General features: G+C 61.7%; 15 protein-coding genes. 5 read left to right on the top strand and 10 right to left on the bottom strand.

From position 1 onward, the window contains the following. Positions 1-218: 218 nt before the first annotated feature. Positions 219-857: an endonuclease domain-containing protein gene (locus M1E12_RS12310; protein WP_479561997.1), complete on the bottom strand. Its 639-nt coding sequence runs from the start codon at positions 855-857 to the stop codon at positions 219-221. After that, entirely contained in the window at positions 854-2107 is a 1254-nt protein-coding gene (locus M1E12_RS12305) for a Zn-dependent hydrolase (RefSeq protein WP_479561996.1), read from the bottom strand. Before M1E12_RS12305 ends, M1E12_RS12310 begins: the two co-directional genes overlap by 4 nt. Positions 2108-2393: 286 nt before the next feature. Here M1E12_RS12305 and M1E12_RS12300 point away from each other — a divergent pair, with 286 nt between their 5' ends. Next, a complete protein-coding gene (locus M1E12_RS12300; protein ID WP_310241761.1) occupies positions 2394-3050 on the top strand; it encodes a TetR family transcriptional regulator C-terminal domain-containing protein in 657 nt (218 codons plus the stop codon). Here the strand turns inward: M1E12_RS12300 and M1E12_RS12295 are convergent. Then, on the bottom strand, positions 3040-3981 hold the full coding sequence (locus tag M1E12_RS12295; RefSeq protein WP_479561995.1) for a DMT family transporter: 942 nt from the start codon (positions 3979-3981) through the stop codon (positions 3040-3042). The genes M1E12_RS12300 and M1E12_RS12295 overlap by 11 nt on opposite strands. Before the next feature lie 143 nt (positions 3982-4124). Here M1E12_RS12295 and M1E12_RS12290 point away from each other — a divergent pair, with 143 nt between their 5' ends. After that, positions 4125-4757, top strand: coding sequence for an exopolysaccharide biosynthesis protein (locus M1E12_RS12290; RefSeq protein ID WP_113459746.1), 633 nt, complete (start codon positions 4125-4127; stop codon positions 4755-4757). Positions 4758-4772: 15 nt separating this feature from the next. Here M1E12_RS12290 and M1E12_RS12285 read toward each other — a convergent pair whose 3' ends face one another. From M1E12_RS12285 to M1E12_RS12275, 3 genes are all read right to left on the bottom strand, one after another. Next, positions 4773-7466 (bottom strand): bifunctional diguanylate cyclase/phosphodiesterase, encoded by a 2694-nt coding sequence (locus tag M1E12_RS12285; RefSeq protein WP_479561994.1) that lies wholly within the window; start codon positions 7464-7466, stop codon positions 4773-4775. A 168-nt stretch (positions 7467-7634) separates the two neighbouring features. Further along, positions 7635-8948 carry an NAD-dependent dihydropyrimidine dehydrogenase subunit PreA gene (gene preA, locus M1E12_RS12280; protein ID WP_136538294.1) on the bottom strand — a complete coding sequence of 438 codons (1314 nt, stop codon included), beginning with the start codon at positions 8946-8948 and terminating at the stop codon, positions 7635-7637. 27 nt (positions 8949-8975) lie between these two features. Beyond that, entirely contained in the window at positions 8976-10337 is a 1362-nt protein-coding gene (locus M1E12_RS12275; RefSeq protein WP_479561993.1) for an NAD(P)-dependent oxidoreductase, read from the bottom strand. Positions 10338-10623: 286 nt separating this feature from the next. Here M1E12_RS12275 and M1E12_RS12270 point away from each other — a divergent pair, with 286 nt between their 5' ends. Together M1E12_RS12270 and M1E12_RS12265 are read left to right on the top strand one after the other, a co-directional pair. Beyond that, positions 10624-11019 (top strand): DUF2325 domain-containing protein, encoded by a 396-nt coding sequence (locus M1E12_RS12270; protein ID WP_479561992.1) that lies wholly within the window; start codon positions 10624-10626, stop codon positions 11017-11019. A 309-nt stretch (positions 11020-11328) separates the two neighbouring features. Then, the gene (locus M1E12_RS12265) at positions 11329-11715 is read left to right on the top strand and encodes a VOC family protein (RefSeq protein ID WP_479561991.1); all 387 of its coding nucleotides are present in this window, start codon (positions 11329-11331) and stop codon (positions 11713-11715) included. A 46-nt stretch (positions 11716-11761) separates the two neighbouring features. Here the strand turns inward: M1E12_RS12265 and M1E12_RS12260 are convergent, their stop codons facing one another. Further along, positions 11762-12127: a DUF423 domain-containing protein gene (locus tag M1E12_RS12260; protein WP_479561990.1), complete on the bottom strand. Its 366-nt coding sequence runs from the start codon at positions 12125-12127 to the stop codon at positions 11762-11764. Positions 12128-12132: 5 nt separating this feature from the next. After that, on the bottom strand, positions 12133-12522 hold the full coding sequence (locus tag M1E12_RS12255; protein ID WP_113459739.1) for a globin domain-containing protein: 390 nt from the start codon (positions 12520-12522) through the stop codon (positions 12133-12135). Between the two features lie 171 nt (positions 12523-12693). Here M1E12_RS12255 and M1E12_RS12250 point away from each other — a divergent pair, with 171 nt between their 5' ends. After that, a complete protein-coding gene (locus tag M1E12_RS12250; RefSeq protein ID WP_479561989.1) occupies positions 12694-14316 on the top strand; it encodes an ABC-F family ATP-binding cassette domain-containing protein in 1623 nt (540 codons plus the stop codon). A 24-nt stretch (positions 14317-14340) separates the two neighbouring features. Here the strand turns inward: M1E12_RS12250 and M1E12_RS12245 are convergent, their stop codons facing one another. Further along, positions 14341-15141 (bottom strand): ion transporter, encoded by an 801-nt coding sequence (locus M1E12_RS12245; protein WP_479561988.1) that lies wholly within the window; start codon positions 15139-15141, stop codon positions 14341-14343. A 126-nt stretch (positions 15142-15267) separates the two neighbouring features. After that, positions 15268-16257, bottom strand: coding sequence for a UDP-glucose 4-epimerase GalE (galE, locus tag M1E12_RS12240; RefSeq protein WP_479561987.1), 990 nt, complete (start codon positions 16255-16257; stop codon positions 15268-15270). Positions 16258-16269 lie beyond the last annotated feature (12 nt).

Genomic DNA, 16269 nt, shown 5'->3' with positions numbered 1-16269 from the left:
CCCCTCATCCGGCGCTACGCGCCACCTTCTCCCCTCTGGGGAGAAGAGGTCACGCAGACGTTGCGCGCCCCGACCTTCTGTTCGGACGCTGCGGCGACGTGAGCGAATACTGGGGTCCGACGAGGCCACCGCGCGCTCCCTCTTCTCCCCAGCGGGGAGGAGGTGGTCCGAAGGACCGGATGAGGGGGCGCGGAGCGAAGGCCGTAGCAGCATGGCGATTACCGGTTCCTTTGCAACGCTGGTGAGAAGCGGATAGCGTCGCAAGGGTCTACGATCTGGCCCTGCAGAACGGCGAGAATTGTGTTCAGGACGGCGCGGCGTTCCTGCAGGACCTCGGCGTTCCAAAACCGAAGCACAGAGTAACTCTGCACGTTCAGCCACTCGGTTCGTCGTTCGTCGCGTTCGTTCTCCGCATGTTGGCTGCCGTCAAGCTCCACCACAAGCCTCTGCTCGCGGCACACAAAATCAACGATATAGACACCGATGGGGATCTGGCGGCTGAATTTGTGGCCATTCAGTTGACGATTGCGGAGGTCACCCCAGAGACGGTATTCGGCTTCGGTGTCGTTGTTGCGAAGGCTGCGGGCCTGGACTGTTTTTCCGGGGAGCCTTTTTGTCGGATCTTGCGGGTGTGTCATGGCCATTCGGCCCCCCTCATCCGGCGCTATGCGCCACCTTCTCCCCGAGGGGGAGAAGAGGTCACGCTGTCGTCGTGCGCTCAATGCGTTCCATGATGCGATCCAGCGGGGCTTAAGGTCAATGGTTACCTCAGACGTGGCAACGCGCTCCCACTTCTCCCCAGCGGGAAGAAGGTGGCCCAACGGGCCAGATGAGGGGGCGCGGAGCGAGCGTGTCACCCGACAATCTCCGCCGTCTCCAGAACCGCCCGGAGCAGAACGTCGCAGCCGGCGCTGGCCCAGTCCTTGGAAATCTCCTCGGCTTCGTTGTGGCTCAAGCCGCCGACGCAGGGGCACATGATCATGGTTGCGGGCGCCACCTTGGCGGCCCAGCAGGCATCGTGGCCGGCGCCGGAGATGATGTTCATATGGCTGTAACCGAGGTCTTCCGCCGCCTTGCGGACGGAGGCGACGAGGGTCGGGTCGAAGGTAACCGGATCGAAATGACCGACGGCCTCGATCGAACAGCCGACGCCCAGAGCCGCGCAGATTTCGCCGGCTTCCTTCTCGATCCTCGCGCGCATGCCGTCGAGCTTGGCCTGTTCCGGCGAGCGGATGTCGACGGTGAAGATGACCGTGCCGGGAAGCACGTTGCGGGAATTGGGCGAGAACTTCACTTGGCCGACGCCGCCGACACAGCCCGGCTGGTTGTCCATGGCGACGGCTTGCACCATCTCCATGATCCGGGCCATGGCAAGGCCGGCATTGACGCGGTGGTTCATCGGGGTGGAGCCGGTATGGGCTTCCTTGCCGGTCAGCGTGAATTCCAGCCACCACAGGCCCTGGCAGTGGGTGACCACACCGATCTGCTTTTCCTCGGCCTCGAGGATCGGGCCCTGCTCGATGTGGTATTCGAAATAGGCGTGCATCTTGCGGGAGCCGACCTCTTCGTCGCCGACCCAGCCGATGCGCTTCAACTCGTCGCCGAAGGTCTTGCCTTCCATGTCCTTGCGGGCATAGGCGTAATCCTGCGTCAGGACGCCGGCGAAGACGCCGGAGGCCAGCATGGCGGGCGCAAAGCGGGCGCCTTCCTCATTGGTCCAGTTGGTGACGACGATGGGGTGCTTCGTCTTGATGTTCAGGTCATTCATCGACCTTACGACCTCAAGGCCGGCCAAGACGCCGAGCACGCCGTCATATTTGCCGCCGGTCGGCTGCGTGTCGAGGTGGCTGCCGATATAGACGGGCAGAGCATTCGGATCGGTGCCGGCGCGGGTCATGAACATATTGCCCATGGTGTCGACGCCCATGGTGAGGCCTGCATCCTCGCACCAGCGCTGGAAGAGGCGGCGGCCCTCGGCATCTTCATCCGTCAGGGTCTGGCGATTGTTGCCGCCGGCAATGCCGGGGCCAATCTTCGCCATGTCCATGAGCATGTCCCACAGCCGATCGCCGTTCACGCGAAGGTTCGTGCCGGGTTGCGCCGTCATTGCAGATCCTCACCTGTTTTTGCGAAGTCGGATCTTCCGCCCAACTCCCTTGTTCCCGGGGTCAAAAGCAGCGGCTTATGTTTGTCTTTTCCGCTGTCGTATCGGCAGTTGCCTTTATTTGACATCTGTCCAATAATTTGACCGACTGGTAAAACATTACAGCTTCCATCGGTGCACTCAAGCTGAATTTGGCAAAAATCTACGACAAAAATCTCGGCAATTGCACAGAATTTATGCGCCGATTATCAGTAACGAGTTCAAGACGTTAGCGGGGAATACGTTCGACATGGCCATACCGAGAGCGGCGCAAACCCAGAGGCGAACGCGGATTCAGGAGGAAAAGGAAGAGCTGATCCTGGAAGCGGCGCTGGAGGTGTTCTCGCAGCGGGGATTTCACGGCTCGACAATCGACCAGATTGCCGAGGTGGCGGGCATGTCCAAGCCCAATCTGCTCTATTATTTCCGCACCAAGGAGGCGATGCATCGGGCGCTGATCGACCGGGTGCTGGAGAACTGGCTCGAACCATTGCAGGCTTTCGATGCCGAAGGCGATCCGGAACAGGAGATCCGCTCCTATATTCGCCGAAAGCTCGAGATGGCACGGGACTTTCCGCGCGAAAGCCGGCTCTTTGCCAACGAGATCTTGCAGGGGGCGCCGCATATCATGGCGGTGCTGGAGGGACCGCTCAAGGATCTGGTCGACGAGAAGGCCGAGGTTATCAGGGCCTGGATCGCGAGCGGTAAGGTGCGTGACTGCGATCCGCACCACATGATCTTCTCGATCTGGTCGACGACCCAGCACTATGCCGATTTCGACGTCCAGGTGAAGGCTGTGCTGGGGACAGGTCGCGGGGAGACGGATCGGTTCGAAGAGGCGGCAGGTTTCCTCGAAGGCCTGTTCGTCAGCGGTTTGATCGTCAAGCCGGTGCCCGTCAGTCCTTGAGAAGCCCCATCACGAGCAGCCCCGCTGCGGTCACCAGTGCGCCAACAAAGACCGCGGGGCTTGCCCAGCCGTGTCCGAGCAGACCTTCGAGCAGGATGATGAAGGTCGGCGTCAGATAGCCGTAGCCAAGCACCTTGGGTGCGGGCAGGCGCATCGAGGCATATTGCAGCAACATGAAGGTGATCGCCGTGGTGACGATCGAGAGATAGGCGATCGTGGCCCAGACCGTCATGGGAAGGCTGGCGAAATCCGTCGTCGCGAGCGGCACGGCCCCGGTCGGCAGGAGCCAGGGGATGGTGAAGACAACGACCCAGAAGCCGAAGGCCACAGGGTTCTCACCAAGCCCGAAGCGGCGGATCAGCGGCACATAGGCGCCGTGGCAGATGACGCCGACAAAGTAGATCAATTCGCCCCGGCCGACGTCGAAGGAGAGGATCGCCTGGAGGTCGGCGCGGAAGATGACCCAGATCGCGCCCAGGGCTGCGATCACGAGGGCCGCGAGAACATCGGGGCGTGTCTTCTGGCCGATAAACAGGAGCGCAAAGCCGGCTGATATCAGCGGCATCAGGGTGAAGACGGCGCCCGTCTGCACAGGGCTCGTGAATTCGAGCGCGGCAAACATGGTCAGCATGTAGACGGCAATGAGGCCCCCGAGCAGGGCATAGCGCCAGACCCGGCGCGGTTTGCTGAAGGGCACGCGCAGGATGCCGAAGGTCATGACACCCATGACCACCATGGTCATCAGGTAGCGCCAGAGCGTCAACGGACCCGCCTCCAGGTGCTGGGCTGCCATGCCGCCGAAGGAGAAGGAGCCGGCAATGAGCGCGGCGAAGAGCAGCATGGCCGCATGCGCCATCAGCTTCTCGCGACCTTTGGCGTGGACCGTGTGCCGGTTGGTTGGCGCGGAAGGGGCTTCAGCCTGATCTGTCATGATATGTCTCGGGGTACCAGATGCATCACGTCTTGGTGGCGTGACTTGACCCGGCCCTCATTCTCATTCATCTGCGGCTCCGGGCGATAGCCGAGTGCTTCGTCCTACGAGATCTCCCCGGCAGTTAATCGAAAGCTTCCCTGATGACAACGGCGATTGGCTTCAACGATACCGACAAGAGCACCAGCGCGGTGCTGCAGGACGTGATCGACTCCATGCATGACGAGCATGTCACGCTGCGCCAGATCCTGGAGCGGATGGGTGAGAGCGGACTGCTTCTGCTCTGCGGCCTGCTGTCCTTGCCCTTTCTGGTGCCCGTGTCCATTCCCGGGGTGTCCACCGTCTTCGGTGCCGGGATCGTGCTGATCGGCATCGCCATCACCTTCAACCGTTTTCCCTGGCTTCCGGAAAAGGTGGCCGACCGCAAGCTCGAACGGGCGCGTCTGGTGCCGGTGCTGGAGCGCGGGCTGAAGGTTTTGCGCAAGGTGGACCGTTTCGTGCGGCCGCGTCTTCCGGGGCTCACCGCAGGCGCCGTCGTCAATCGCATCAACGGGCTCGTGCTCACAGCGGCCGGTGTACTCCTGATGATGCCGCTCAGCTTCATTCCCTTCTCCAACACCCTGCCGGGTGTCGCCATCCTGCTGCTCTCGACCGGCATCTCCCAGCGCGACGGCATGGTCGTGGCCATGGGGCATCTGATGGTGGTGCTGACGCTCGTTTATTTCTCGGCGCTGGCTTACGCCGGATTTGCCGCCGGCCAGAGCCTGCTCGGCTGAGCTCTCACAACATGCTTATGCGCTGCGCTGCCAGAGATCTTCCCGCTGCAGAGCATGGGACCGGGCGAAGTCGATGAAGCCATCGGGGTTCATCGGGCGGGCCAGGGCAAATCCCTGGAGCGTCTGACACCCGAGATCGCGCAGGATCGCCGCGTGCTCCATGGTCTCGACACCTTCCGCGATGATGCCGATGCCGAAAGAGCGACCGATGTCGACGATCGAGCTGATCAGCTTGCGTTGGGCCGGGTTGGCGACAATGGGCGCCACCAGTTGTCGGTCGATCTTCAGGCGGCTGGGCGACAGCTTGATCAGCGACAGGATCGAGGCATAACCGGTGCCGAAATCGTCGATCTCAATTGAGATGCCATGATCGCGGATCCGCTCCAGGCTTTCGGCGACCGCATCGGCCTTGTCGTCGAAGGAGATGGATTCCAGAAGCTCGAAGGACAGGCTGCCGGGTGCGACCGCGATCTTGTTCAGATGGTCGAGAAGCTTGTCTTCGAACAGTCGCTGGGCGGAGATGTTGACCGAGACATGCTCGATCCCCAGTCCCTCCGCCTGCCAGCGAGCAAGCGCGGCCAGCGCCTGATCGAGGATGCAGGCATCGATCTGTGCCACGACATTCAGGTTCTCGGCAATTTCCAGGAAGGCGTTCGGCGCAAGAATGCCCCTTTGCGGGTGGCGCCAGCGGGCGAGAGCCTCGACGCCGTTGATCTCAAGCGTGCGCGCATCGAACTGCGGCTGGAACCAGGCGATGAAGTCGCCATCGGCGAGAGAGCGCAGGATGGCATCGGCCGTATGCTTTGTGTTGATGGTGCGGGCGCGCAGATGGTCATTGAAGCGTTCGACACGATTGCGGCCGCGGCGCTTGGCTTCGTAGAGGGCGATGTCCGCATTGACGAGCAGTTGTTCGGCTGTCAGTTCAGGCTCGATCCGGTCTGCGATGCCGATCGAGGCGCCGACGCGGCATTCATGGCCGTTGTAGACGATGGGCCGGTTCACTGCTGCGATGAGGTCTTGCCCCAGGGCTTCGTAACTGTCCGCCGTGCCGCAGCCCAGGCAGACGATGACGAATTCATCCCCGCCGATGCGCGCGACGAAGTCGTCTGTGCCGACCCGCTGTCTTAGTTCGTCCGCGACATGGCGCAGTATGGCGTCGCCGGCTCCGTGTCCCAGCGTGTCATTGATCTCCTTGAAGCGGTCGAGATCCAGGTGCAGGACCGTCAGGCGCGCGCCGGGCTGATCGTCTCGGGTGACGAGATCCGCAAGCTGCTGGTCAAGGTAACGGCGGTTGGGCAGGGTGGTCAGCGCGTCGTGGAGGGCGTTGTATTCCATCCTTTGACGGGCTGCTTCGAGGTCTTCGTTGCGCAATGCGGTTTCGCGCTGCGCTTCGCGCAGATCCTCCTGCAATCGGATGTCTGCGCTAACGTCCCAATTCACGCCGAGAACCGTGACCTGGCCGTCCTCGTCGCGCGTGGCGATGCCCACGGCACGGATATGCCGGATCTCCCCGCCATCGCGGAGGATACGGAATTCGGTTTCGTAAGTTGCATTCTGTTCGATCGCCTTCGCCAGAGCCCTGTCGGATACGGGCAGGTCGTCTGGATGAACGCAAGATTTCCAGACGTCGTAGGAGGATTTCACGTCAGGGGAGACGCCGTAGAGCTGGTACATGCGCTCGTCCCAGCTGATGTCCCCGGAGGCAAAGTCGAGTTCCCAGATGCCAATACGAGAGGCTTCCAGCGCCAGCCCGAGCCGGTGGGATACCGCTGTCAACTGCTGCTCGCGTTGTCTGAGGGCGGCATAGTTCTTCTGCCGCTCGCGCATCAGCCCCGCGACCCAGATGACGCTTCCTGCGATCAAGAGTGCCATGGCGGCGATCATGCCGCGGATGAGGAGGTCGGGCTTGCTGACCGCCTGCCAGCCGTCTTTGGGTGTGGCCGAAAGGGTCCAGCTTTCCGTGCCGAGATCGACGGTCATGGTCACCGGGTCATCGGTCAGGACATGGCTGTCGCCATAGATGACTGCGGGATCCTTCGTCCCCCGACTATCGTCTGTGATCGTTACCGAGAGGGCAAGATCCGGTGCGCGCAGGCCGCTGTCATCGTAAAGGCGCGCAAGGTCCAAGACGCCTGCGAGCCCGCCCCAGAAAGCGCGTTTGCCTTCATCATTTGTAATGGTCACCGGCAGGGTGATGATGAGCCCTCTGCTGCCATTGCGAAGGGGAAGGGGACCGGCAATGATGGTCTTGCCTTTGTCCCGCAGTTGTTGGGCAGCTTCGGCGCCGCCGGGCTGTGGCAGGACCCAATGGCCGATATAGGCCTTGTTTTCCTCGTAGGGATGGACAAAGGTCGTGATGAGGTTCGGAGCTGCGGCTATGCTTCCGATTTGCGAGGGTGTCGACAGCAAAGCGGTGGCAAGCGCATCGAAGCGCTTCTGCGTCACATAGGGTTCGGTCCCGATGACGGCGACCATGCCCTGCAGGAGTTTCATGTCGGCGTTGATATTGGCTTCAAGCTTGGTGCGGATCAGCCCGAGATCTTCTTCCACCGCGTTGCGGGCCGCCTCACGGCTCAGTCTTTGCTGCTGCAGGTCAGCATAAAGCGCGGAGACGAAGACGCCGGCCAGAACGATCGCGCTCGGGATCAGGATCTGCAGCCGCGACCGCAGGTTCGATGCCGCATCCGCATTCTTGTTCTTGGTCGCCATGATCTCCTAGCCCGGCTTGAGGCGTTCTGACGCTATGGTTGTGCCAGTTGTTGCCGGGATGGTGGGGTATGGCGCTGAATAATTTCTGAATCGATTGTCTAGAAACTGCACTTTTCTTGGGCTTCGAAGTATCCGGCCCACTTAGGGGCCGGATCTTCTTCCAAGAGATCACTCCGCGGCCTGAACCGCCATCGGATTGTTCGGATGGGTCGTCCAGTTGGCGTAGTTCGGATCAACCGGCTTGCCCGTGCGCTGGTCGAGTGTACCGGGCTCCAGGCCGACCATGGTGATGCAGTTCTCGACCGGACAGACATTGACGCAGAGGTTGCAGCCGACGCACTCGTCTTCCATCACCTCGAAATGCCTGACCCCGTCGACCATGCTGGTGATTGCCTGGTGCGAGGTGTCCTCGCAGGCAATGTGGCAGCGGCCGCACTTGATGCAGGCATCCTGATCGATATGGGCCTTGGCCACGTAGTTGAGGTTCAGGTATTTCCAGTCGGTCACGTTCGGCACGGCGCGGCCGCAGATGTCGTCGAGGCTCTGATGGCCCTTGGCATCCATCCAGTTGTTGAGGCCGGTGATCATTTCCTGGACGATCTTGAAGCCGTAGGTCATGGCCGCCGTGCAGACCTGCACGTTGCCAGCACCGAGCGCCAGGAATTCGGCCGCATCCCGCCACGTCGTGACCCCGCCGATGCCGGATATCGGCAGGCCATATGTCTCCGGATCGCGGGCGATTTCGGAAACCATGTTGAGCGCGATCGGCTTTACCGCCGGGCCGCAATAGCCGCCATGGCTGCCCTTGCCGCCGATGCTGGGGTTCGGCGAGAAGTTGTCGAGATCGACTGATACGATCGAGTTGATCGTGTTGATCAGCGACACGGCATCGGTGCCGCCGCGCTTGGCGGCGCGGGCGGGGTTGCGGATATCGGTGATGTTGGGCGTCAGCTTGGTGATGACGGGCATGCGGGTGTATTGCTTGCACCAGCGCACGACCATCTCGATGTACTCCGGTACTTGGCCGACGGCCGAGCCCATGCCACGTTCGGACATGCCGTGCGGACAGCCGAAGTTGAGCTCGATGCCGTCAGCGCCGGTTTCTTCGACCAGCGGCAGGATCGCCTTCCACTCTTCCTCGACACAGGGGACCATGATCGAGGCGACAAGCGCCCGATCCGGCCAGTTCTTCTTGACCATCTTCATTTCCTGCAGGTTCACCTGCAGGGGACGGTCGGTAATCAGTTCGATGTTGTTGAGGCCAAGCAGCCTGCGGTCAGCGCCCCAGATCGCGCCATAGCGCGGACCGTTGACGTTGACGACCGGCGGCCCTTCCGAGCCGAGCGTCTTCCAGACCACGCCGCCCCAGCCCGCCTTGAAGGCGCGCTCGACGTTGTAAGCTTTATCTGTCGGCGGGGCAGAGGCCAGCCAGAAGGGGTTGGGCGACTTGATGCCGACGAAGTTATTGCGGAGATCAGCCATGTTTCTAATCCTCTCGAAGCGGGTGCGTCATGCGACTGCGGTCACGCCCGCCGTGGCAACGGCGAGAGAGCGGTTGATGCTTTCGGCCGCATCGCGGCCCATGGCGACGGCAGAGACCGTCAGGTCCTGGCCCCCGAAGGCGCAGTCGCCGCCGGCCCAGACACCCGGAATCGATGTGCGGCCTTCGGCGTCGATGGCAATCTTGCCACCCTCAACCTTCAGCCCATCCAGGCCTTGGCCATCCAGCTTCTGACCGATGGCAACGAGGATCTGATCGGCCTTGATCTCGGTCGTGTGGCCGGTGCCTTTCATCAGGCCGTTTTCGAGGTGGGTGTATTCGAAGGTGATCGACGAGCAGTGGCCGCCGTGATGGGCGACTTCCTTCGGCTGCAGCCAGTGGCGGATGTGGACGCCCTTGGAGGTCGCGAGATCCTGCTCGAACTCGGAGGCGTTCATGTGCTCCTTGCCACGGCGGTAGCAGATGGTGACGTTTTCCGCGCCGAGAAGCTTGGCCTGGACCGCCGCATCGATCGCGGTCATGCCGCCGCCGATGACGACAACGTCGCGGCCGACGGGGACGTCGGCCTTATCGTCCGCCTGGCGGAGATGGGCGATGAATTCGACTGCATCGAGCACGCCGTTGATCCCGGCGCCGGGGATGTTCAGCCCGTTAACATTGCCGAGGCCGGCGCCGATGAAGACGGCGTCGTGCTTAGCCTGGAGGTCGGCGATGGTGAAATCGCGGCCCAACATCTGGCCGTCGAGCACATCGATATTGCCGAGCGACAGGATGTAGTCGACTTCTTTCTGGGCGAAGTCATTGGGGGTCTTGTAGGCGGCGATGCCGTATTCGTTGAGGCCGCCGGCCTTTTCGCGGGCTTCGTAGATGGTGACCTGGTGGCCGTGCATGGCCAGCCGATGGGCGGCGGCAAGGCCTGCAGGGCCGGCACCCACGATCCCCACCGTGCGACCGGTGGAGGCGGCCGGGCGGTAGAACTGGCGGCCTTCTTCGATGGCGATATCCGTGGCGTAACGTTGCAGGCGGCCGATTTCGACCGGGCGCTCTTCCGCCGTGTTGCGCACACAGGCCTCTTCGCACAGTGTTTCGGTCGGACAGACGCGGGCACACATGCCGCCGAGAATGTTCTGGTCGAAGATGGTCTTGGCCGCGCCGATCGGATTGCCAGTCGATATCTGCCGGATGAACATCGGGATATCGATGGCGGTGGGACAGGCCGTCATGCAGGGCGCGTCATGACAGAAGTAGCATCGGTCGGAGGCAACGAGGGCCTCGTGGTCGCCGAAGCGTGGATGCAGGTCGGAGAAATTCTTCGCATAATCGGCAGCATCAAGCCGCCCGGCCTTGAGGCCCGGTTCCAGTCTTCGCATCGCAGTTCCCTCTTTTATATTCGAAGCGATGCAGGGAAGCGTAACTCAGGATCAAAGTTTTATCAAACGGTAAAAATTTGAGATTTTCAGGCTCCAGGGCCTGAGAATGTGGGAAAGTTGACCCCTGTCAAATCTACGAGGAACCCGGAGCGCGATGCAGCTTGCTGTGAAAACATGACCGTAATCGTCAACTATATACTTTACTCGATTAGTCATGTTTTGTATGCCTGTCCGCAGAGGGATGGCGAAGCGCCGCCGAAGATCGGATTCGAGGAGACGAGACGTCATGGCGAAGAAGAAAAAGCAGGCCCAGAAGAGGACCGGAGGCGAGGTTTCGGCTCAATCCGTCTCACAGAAAACCCAGGCAGAAGTGCGCAGTTTTCTCTATGTCGGCGGCCGTGATTGTCAGGTTGCGCATCTTCGTCAGATCGCCAGCAATTTTGGTGCGGAACTAATTCACCATGATGGGGGTTTACGTGAAGCGGTATCGCGTATCGACACAGTGCTTCCCTCCGTCGACTGCGTCTTCTGCCCTATCGACTGTATCAGTCACGATGCTTGTCTGCGCGTGAAGAGCGGTTGCAAGAAGTTCGGAAAGACTTTCATTCCGCTGCGAAATGGCTCGAAGTCCAGTCTCGAGCGCGCGTTGCAGACGCTCAATGAAAGGAATTCGGACGCATGAGCAGGGACGGTTTCGACAAGGGTGGCATAAGCTCGTTCCACGAGCTTGCACGGCAGCGCGGCGAGGGGCTTTTGCCCGAACTCGCTGAGGCAATCTTGCAACGCTCTCAGGAAAGTGAAGTGACGAATTGTGAAATCGTCACTTTGCCGGGCTTGCATGAACGAAAGTCCGCACCCATGTACGTCAATGTGAACCGGGCCCCCGCCCTTATCATCGATTTTCCCGCGCCCAGATGGCAGCGGAACGCCAACGCCCGGTCGTAGACGTTTCCTGAGCCAGTCTCATGCGGGAAGCAGAGGAACTTTCCGCATGAACGTCCAGCCTCCCGTTGCGAAGACGATCCTCAACGCAGTCCCGATCCTCCCCTCCCTGAATTTTGCGGAAACACGCAATTTTTACGTCGAGTATCTCGGTTTCGAAGACGTCGGCTTCGACGGTCTCGATTATCTCGTGGTCCGTCGAGACGGCATGGAGCTCCATTTCTGGTTGAGTGACGATCCCCTCCAGTGCCAGAACAGCTCGGTCTTCTTCCGCGCTGATGCGCCGACCGAGATCTATCGCGATTTCTGCGACCGTGGGATCGAGGCCATCCGCCCGGCCGACTGCGAGGATGGCAGCATTCGGTTCCACGTGCGTGACCCGCACGGAAACCTGCTGATGTTCTCCGGCATGGGTGCGCCCGCGCTCGCGCACTGAGTCTTTTCAAGCGCTTTCAGGCTTCCGCTGCGCTTCCAGCGGAAGCTCAGTTTCGTCTCGACATTGCTGCACCCACCGCCAACAGAAGCCAGGATGCGATGAGCGTCATGCCGCCTGTTGGCGCAGCCATGGGGAAAAGACCTGCACCTGCGAAATGACGAGCAACGAGATCGCCCGCGAAGAGCGCCGTCCCCAGCGTCATCCCCAAAGCCCCCAGACCCGAAAGCCTCAGCCTCTCGCCTGCAAGGGAGAGCGCGAGCAATGCCGGCGCATGGGCGAGGCAAATGGTCGAGGCGGGTCGTAGCAAAGCCTCGCCGCCTGCGTGGCTTGCCGCGGCGGCAAGGCCGACCCCGGCCGCGCCGATCAGTCCGGCAGCGACTGCCGCCCAGCGGTTGTCCCGGATCATCGCCATCTGGGTCATTCCTTGTTCTGCATGTGAAAGGCGAGCTTTTCGATGGGCGGCCAGATGATCTCGCGCAGCTTCGGATGCTCCACGGTTTCGTCGAGCGCCCGGCGGAAGCACAAGAGCCATTCGTCGCGCTCGACCGGGCCGATCTCGGCGACGAAATGGCGACGCCGGAGCATCGGGTGGCCACGCTTCTGCATATAGATCGGCGGGCCGCCGAGATAACCGGTGAGATATTCGTAGAATTTCTCTTCGCTGCCCGTCAGATCCGGCGGATGCACGGCCCGGCAATGGGCTGCCTCGGGGAGAGTGTCCATCAATTCGTAGAAGCGGCGCGTGAGTGCCTTGACGGTCGGGTCTCCGCCAATCGCTTCATAAAGGGTAATTGTCTCGTCGCTCATGCTGTGTCGTCCTCAGGTGAGGTCTTTTCGCGCTTTCGGCGCGCTGTTGCAACCGACGAGCACCCTGCGTGGCAATCCGGCGCAGCTGTGCATCGGCTGCTTGAGAAAAGCAGGGGACATCAAGCCTTCGACATGCCATAAGGGCGCCGATTTCCAGCAGGCACCTTGTCCATGATCCGCATCGAAAACATCTCCAAGCAGCTCAGCCACCGCATCCTCTTCATCGAGGCATCCGCCGCCTTGAACCGGGGTGAGAAGATCGGCCTTGTCGGGCCGAACGGCGCGGGCAAGACCTCGCTCTTCCGGATGATCATCGGCCACGAGCAGCCGGACGAGGGGCAGGTCTCGGTCGATAAGGGCGTCACCATCGGCTATTTCAGCCAGGATGTCGGTGAGATGTCGGGCCGCTCGGCCGTGGCGGAGGTGATGGACGGGGCAGGGCCGGTCAGCATCGTTGCCGCCGAGTTGCGCGAGTTGGAGGCCGCCATGGTCGATCCGGATCGCATGGACGAGATGGACGCGATCATCGAGCGCTATGGCGAGGTGCAGGCGCGCTACGAAGAGCTCGACGGCTATGGTCTGGAGGGCAGGGCGCGTGAGGTTCTGGCCGGTCTCTCTTTCTCCGAGGCCATGATGGACGGCGATGTCGGCGCCCTCTCCGGGGGATGGAAGATGCGCGTGGCGCTTGCCCGCATCCTGTTGATGCGCCCCGACGTGATGCTGCTCGACGAACCGTCGAACCATCTCGATCTCGAGAGCCTGATCTGGCTCGAGCAGTTCCTTAAAGGTTATGACGGCGCGCTCTTGATGACCTCGCATGACCGCGAGTTCATGAACCGCATCGTCAACAAGATCATCGAGATCGATGCCGGCCAGCTCAACAGCTACACGGGCGACTACGAATTCTACGAGGGCCAGCGGGCGCAGAACGAGAAGCAGCAGCAGGCGCAATTCGAGCGTCAGCAGGCGATGCTGGCTAAGGAAATCAAGTTCATCGAGCGCTTCAAGGCGCGGGCATCCCACGCTTCCCAGGTGCAGAGCCGGGTGAAGAAGCTCGAAAAGATCGACCGCGTCGAGCCGCCGAAGCGCCGCCAGGTCGTTGCCTTCGAATTCCAGCCGGCGCCGCGTTCCGGTGAAGACGTGGTCAGCGTCAAGGGCGTCTCCAAGCGTTACGGCGACAAGGTGATCTATGACGGGTTCGACTTCATGGTCCGGCGCAAGGAGCGCTGGTGCATCATGGGCATCAACGGGGCAGGCAAGTCGACGCTCCTAAAGCTGGTCGCCGGCGATTCGAAGCCGGACGAAGGCACGGTTGCGATCGGTGCCAGCGTCAAGATGGGCTATTTCGCCCAGCATGCTATGGACGTGCTCGATGGCGAGATGACGATCTTCGAGATGCTGGAAACGAGCTTCCCGCGCGCCGGTCAGGCCCCGCTGCGTGCGCTTGCGGGCTGCTTCGGCTTTTCCGGCGATGATATCGAAAAGCGGATCCGGGTGCTCTCGGGCGGCGAGAAGGCCCGTCTGGTCATGGCGATGATGCTGTTCGACCCGCCGAACCTCCTGGTCCTCGATGAGCCGACCAACCACCTCGATCTCGACACCAAGGAAATGCTGATCAAGGCCTTGTCGCAGTTCGAAGGCACCATGCTCTTCGTCAGCCACGACCGCCATTTCCTTGCGGCCCTGTCGAACCGGGTGCTGGAACTGACGCCCGAAGGCGTCTTCCAGTATGGCGGCGGCTATACCGAATATGTCGAGCGCACCGGCCATGAGGCGCCGGGCCTCAGGAGCTGAGGCCCGACGTCGCTTGTCGGTGACTTAGGCGCCGGTGGCGCTTCTTTCTGCGCGTAAGGCCGCGATCTCCGATCGCAGCGCCTGCATCTCCCGGAGCAGATCGGCATTGTCGACATGCAGCGTCTTCAGGTCGGCATCCGTGTCGGCCATGCTCTGTTCCTGCATCGCCGAGACGATCACACCGATGAAGAGGTTCAGCACCGAATAGGTGCTGAGCAGGATGAAGGGCACGAAGAACATCCAGGCATAGGGATGGACCTCCATGACCGGTCGGACAATGCCCATCGACCAGCTTTCGAGCGTCATGATCTGGAAGAGCGAGTAGGTGGACGCGCCGAGGTTTCCGAACCAATCGGGGAAGCTTTCGCCGTAAAGCTTGGTCGCCATGACGGCCGAGACATAGAACAGCATGAAGAGCAGCACGATTATCGAACCCATGCCGGGCAGGGCGGCAATCAGGCCGCCGATGACCCGGCGCAGCGAGGGCACGATCGAGATCAGGCGGAGCAGACGCAGGATGCGCAGCGCGCGCAGCACCTGGAACGGTCCGGTTGCCGGAATGAGCGCGATCGCGACAATCGAGAAGTCGAAGATGCTCCAGGGATCGCGGAAGAAGGCGAGCCGGAAGGTGTAGAGCCGCGCGGCAATCTCGACCACGAAGATCGTCAGAATGGCACGGTCGATCGTCAGCAGCACCGGCCCCATCATCTGCATGATCTCGGGCGAGGTCTCGAGACCCAGCGTGACCGAGTTGATCAGAATGATGGCAATGATGAACCGCTCCCACTCGTTCGAGGAGAGGATCTTTTTCAGCTTGTCGCGCATGGTAAGGCTCCGAAGAAAACTGCACGACGAAAAGCCGATGGAACAAGGCGCGTCAAGCGCCCCCTTTGCGCGGAAAGGGCCGCTCACGCGCCTTTTTGGGGAAGATCGTGGCGTGTCGCCTCGTGCCTAGTCGGAATGGCCGTTGAAGGTCGAATGCCACTTCCAGGCAGAGCGGATGATGTCGTCGATGCCATGCTTTGGATCCCAGCCGAGAACCTCGCGGGCAAGGGCGTTGCTGGCCACGAGGCCGGGCGGATCGCCCGGTCGGCGGTCGGTACGCTTGACGGGCATCGGACGGCCGGAGACCGTCTCGATCGCCTCGATCAATTCCTTGACGGTCGTGCCGTTGCCGGTGCCGAGGTTGATGGCGATCGTATCGCCGCCGTTCAGCAGATATTCGACGGCGCGGACATGGGCGTCGGCGAGATCGTTGACGTGGATATAGTCGCGGATACAGGTGCCGTCGCGGGTGTCATAGTCTTCGCCGAAGATCGAGAAGAACTCGCGCCGACCCAGCGCCGTCTCGATGGCGAGCGGAATGGCGTGGGTTTCGGGCGAGTGCCACTCGCCGATGCGGCCTTCGAAATCGGCGCCGGCGGCATTGAAATAGCGCAGCATGACGGAGCGCATGCGGCCGCAGAGGTTCAGGTCACCCAGCGCCTGCTCGACGATATGCTTGGTGCGGCCGTAAGGATTGATCGGCTTCTGGCCGTGCTTCTCGTCGAGCGGCAGATACTCCGGCGCACCATAGGTGGCACAGGTCGAGGAGAAGACGAAGTTGCGGATATCGGCTTCGCTCAAGGCCTGCAGGAGGCTGAGCGTGCCCGAGACGTTGACGTCGTAGAAGTGCTCCGGCTCCTTGAAGGACTGGCCGACCTCGATCAGGCCGGCGAAATGCATGGCCGCCTTCGGCTGGTACCTTGCAAGTACTTCCTTCAGGCGTGCCTTGTCCCTGATATCGCCCTGTTCGGCCGGGCCCCATTTGACGAATTCCGGATGGCCCGAGGTGAAGTTGTCGTAGACGACCGGCAGATAGCCGCGCTCTGAGAGAGCGAGGCAGGTGTGGGAGCCGATATAGCCGGCGCCGCCGACAACGAGGATGGGGGTGGCAGTCATGGTCATTCTCGC

The sequence above is a fragment of the Rhizobium sp. K33 genome (genome assembly GCF_056501445.1).
The sequence above is the reverse complement of the archived record's forward strand: the minus strand, read 5'-3'. Positions and strand labels throughout refer to the sequence as shown.

Bases quoted from the DNA above. Each gene is read 5' to 3' on its own strand.
- M1E12_RS12305 (WP_479561996.1), bottom strand. From the start codon at position 2,107: ATGACGGCGCAACCCGGCACGAACCTTCGCGTGAACGGCGATCGGCTG.
- M1E12_RS12300 (WP_310241761.1), top strand. From the start codon at position 2,394: ATGGCCATACCGAGAGCGGCGCAAACCCAGAGGCGAACGCGGATTCAG.
- M1E12_RS12295 (WP_479561995.1), bottom strand. From the start codon at position 3,981: ATGACAGATCAGGCTGAAGCCCCTTCCGCGCCAACCAACCGGCACACG.
- M1E12_RS12290 (WP_113459746.1), top strand. From the start codon at position 4,125: ATGACAACGGCGATTGGCTTCAACGATACCGACAAGAGCACCAGCGCG.
- M1E12_RS12285 (WP_479561994.1), bottom strand. From the start codon at position 7,466: ATGGCGACCAAGAACAAGAATGCGGATGCGGCATCGAACCTGCGGTCG.
- preA (WP_136538294.1), bottom strand. From the start codon at position 8,948: ATGGCTGATCTCCGCAATAACTTCGTCGGCATCAAGTCGCCCAACCCC.
- M1E12_RS12275 (WP_479561993.1), bottom strand. From the start codon at position 10,337: ATGCGAAGACTGGAACCGGGCCTCAAGGCCGGGCGGCTTGATGCTGCC.
- M1E12_RS12270 (WP_479561992.1), top strand. From the start codon at position 10,624: ATGGCGAAGAAGAAAAAGCAGGCCCAGAAGAGGACCGGAGGCGAGGTT.
- M1E12_RS12265 (WP_479561991.1), top strand. From the start codon at position 11,329: ATGAACGTCCAGCCTCCCGTTGCGAAGACGATCCTCAACGCAGTCCCG.
- M1E12_RS12260 (WP_479561990.1), bottom strand. From the start codon at position 12,127: ATGGCGATGATCCGGGACAACCGCTGGGCGGCAGTCGCTGCCGGACTG.
- M1E12_RS12255 (WP_113459739.1), bottom strand. From the start codon at position 12,522: ATGAGCGACGAGACAATTACCCTTTATGAAGCGATTGGCGGAGACCCG.
- M1E12_RS12250 (WP_479561989.1), top strand. From the start codon at position 12,694: ATGATCCGCATCGAAAACATCTCCAAGCAGCTCAGCCACCGCATCCTC.
- M1E12_RS12245 (WP_479561988.1), bottom strand. From the start codon at position 15,141: ATGCGCGACAAGCTGAAAAAGATCCTCTCCTCGAACGAGTGGGAGCGG.
- galE (WP_479561987.1), bottom strand. From the start codon at position 16,257: ATGACTGCCACCCCCATCCTCGTTGTCGGCGGCGCCGGCTATATCGGC.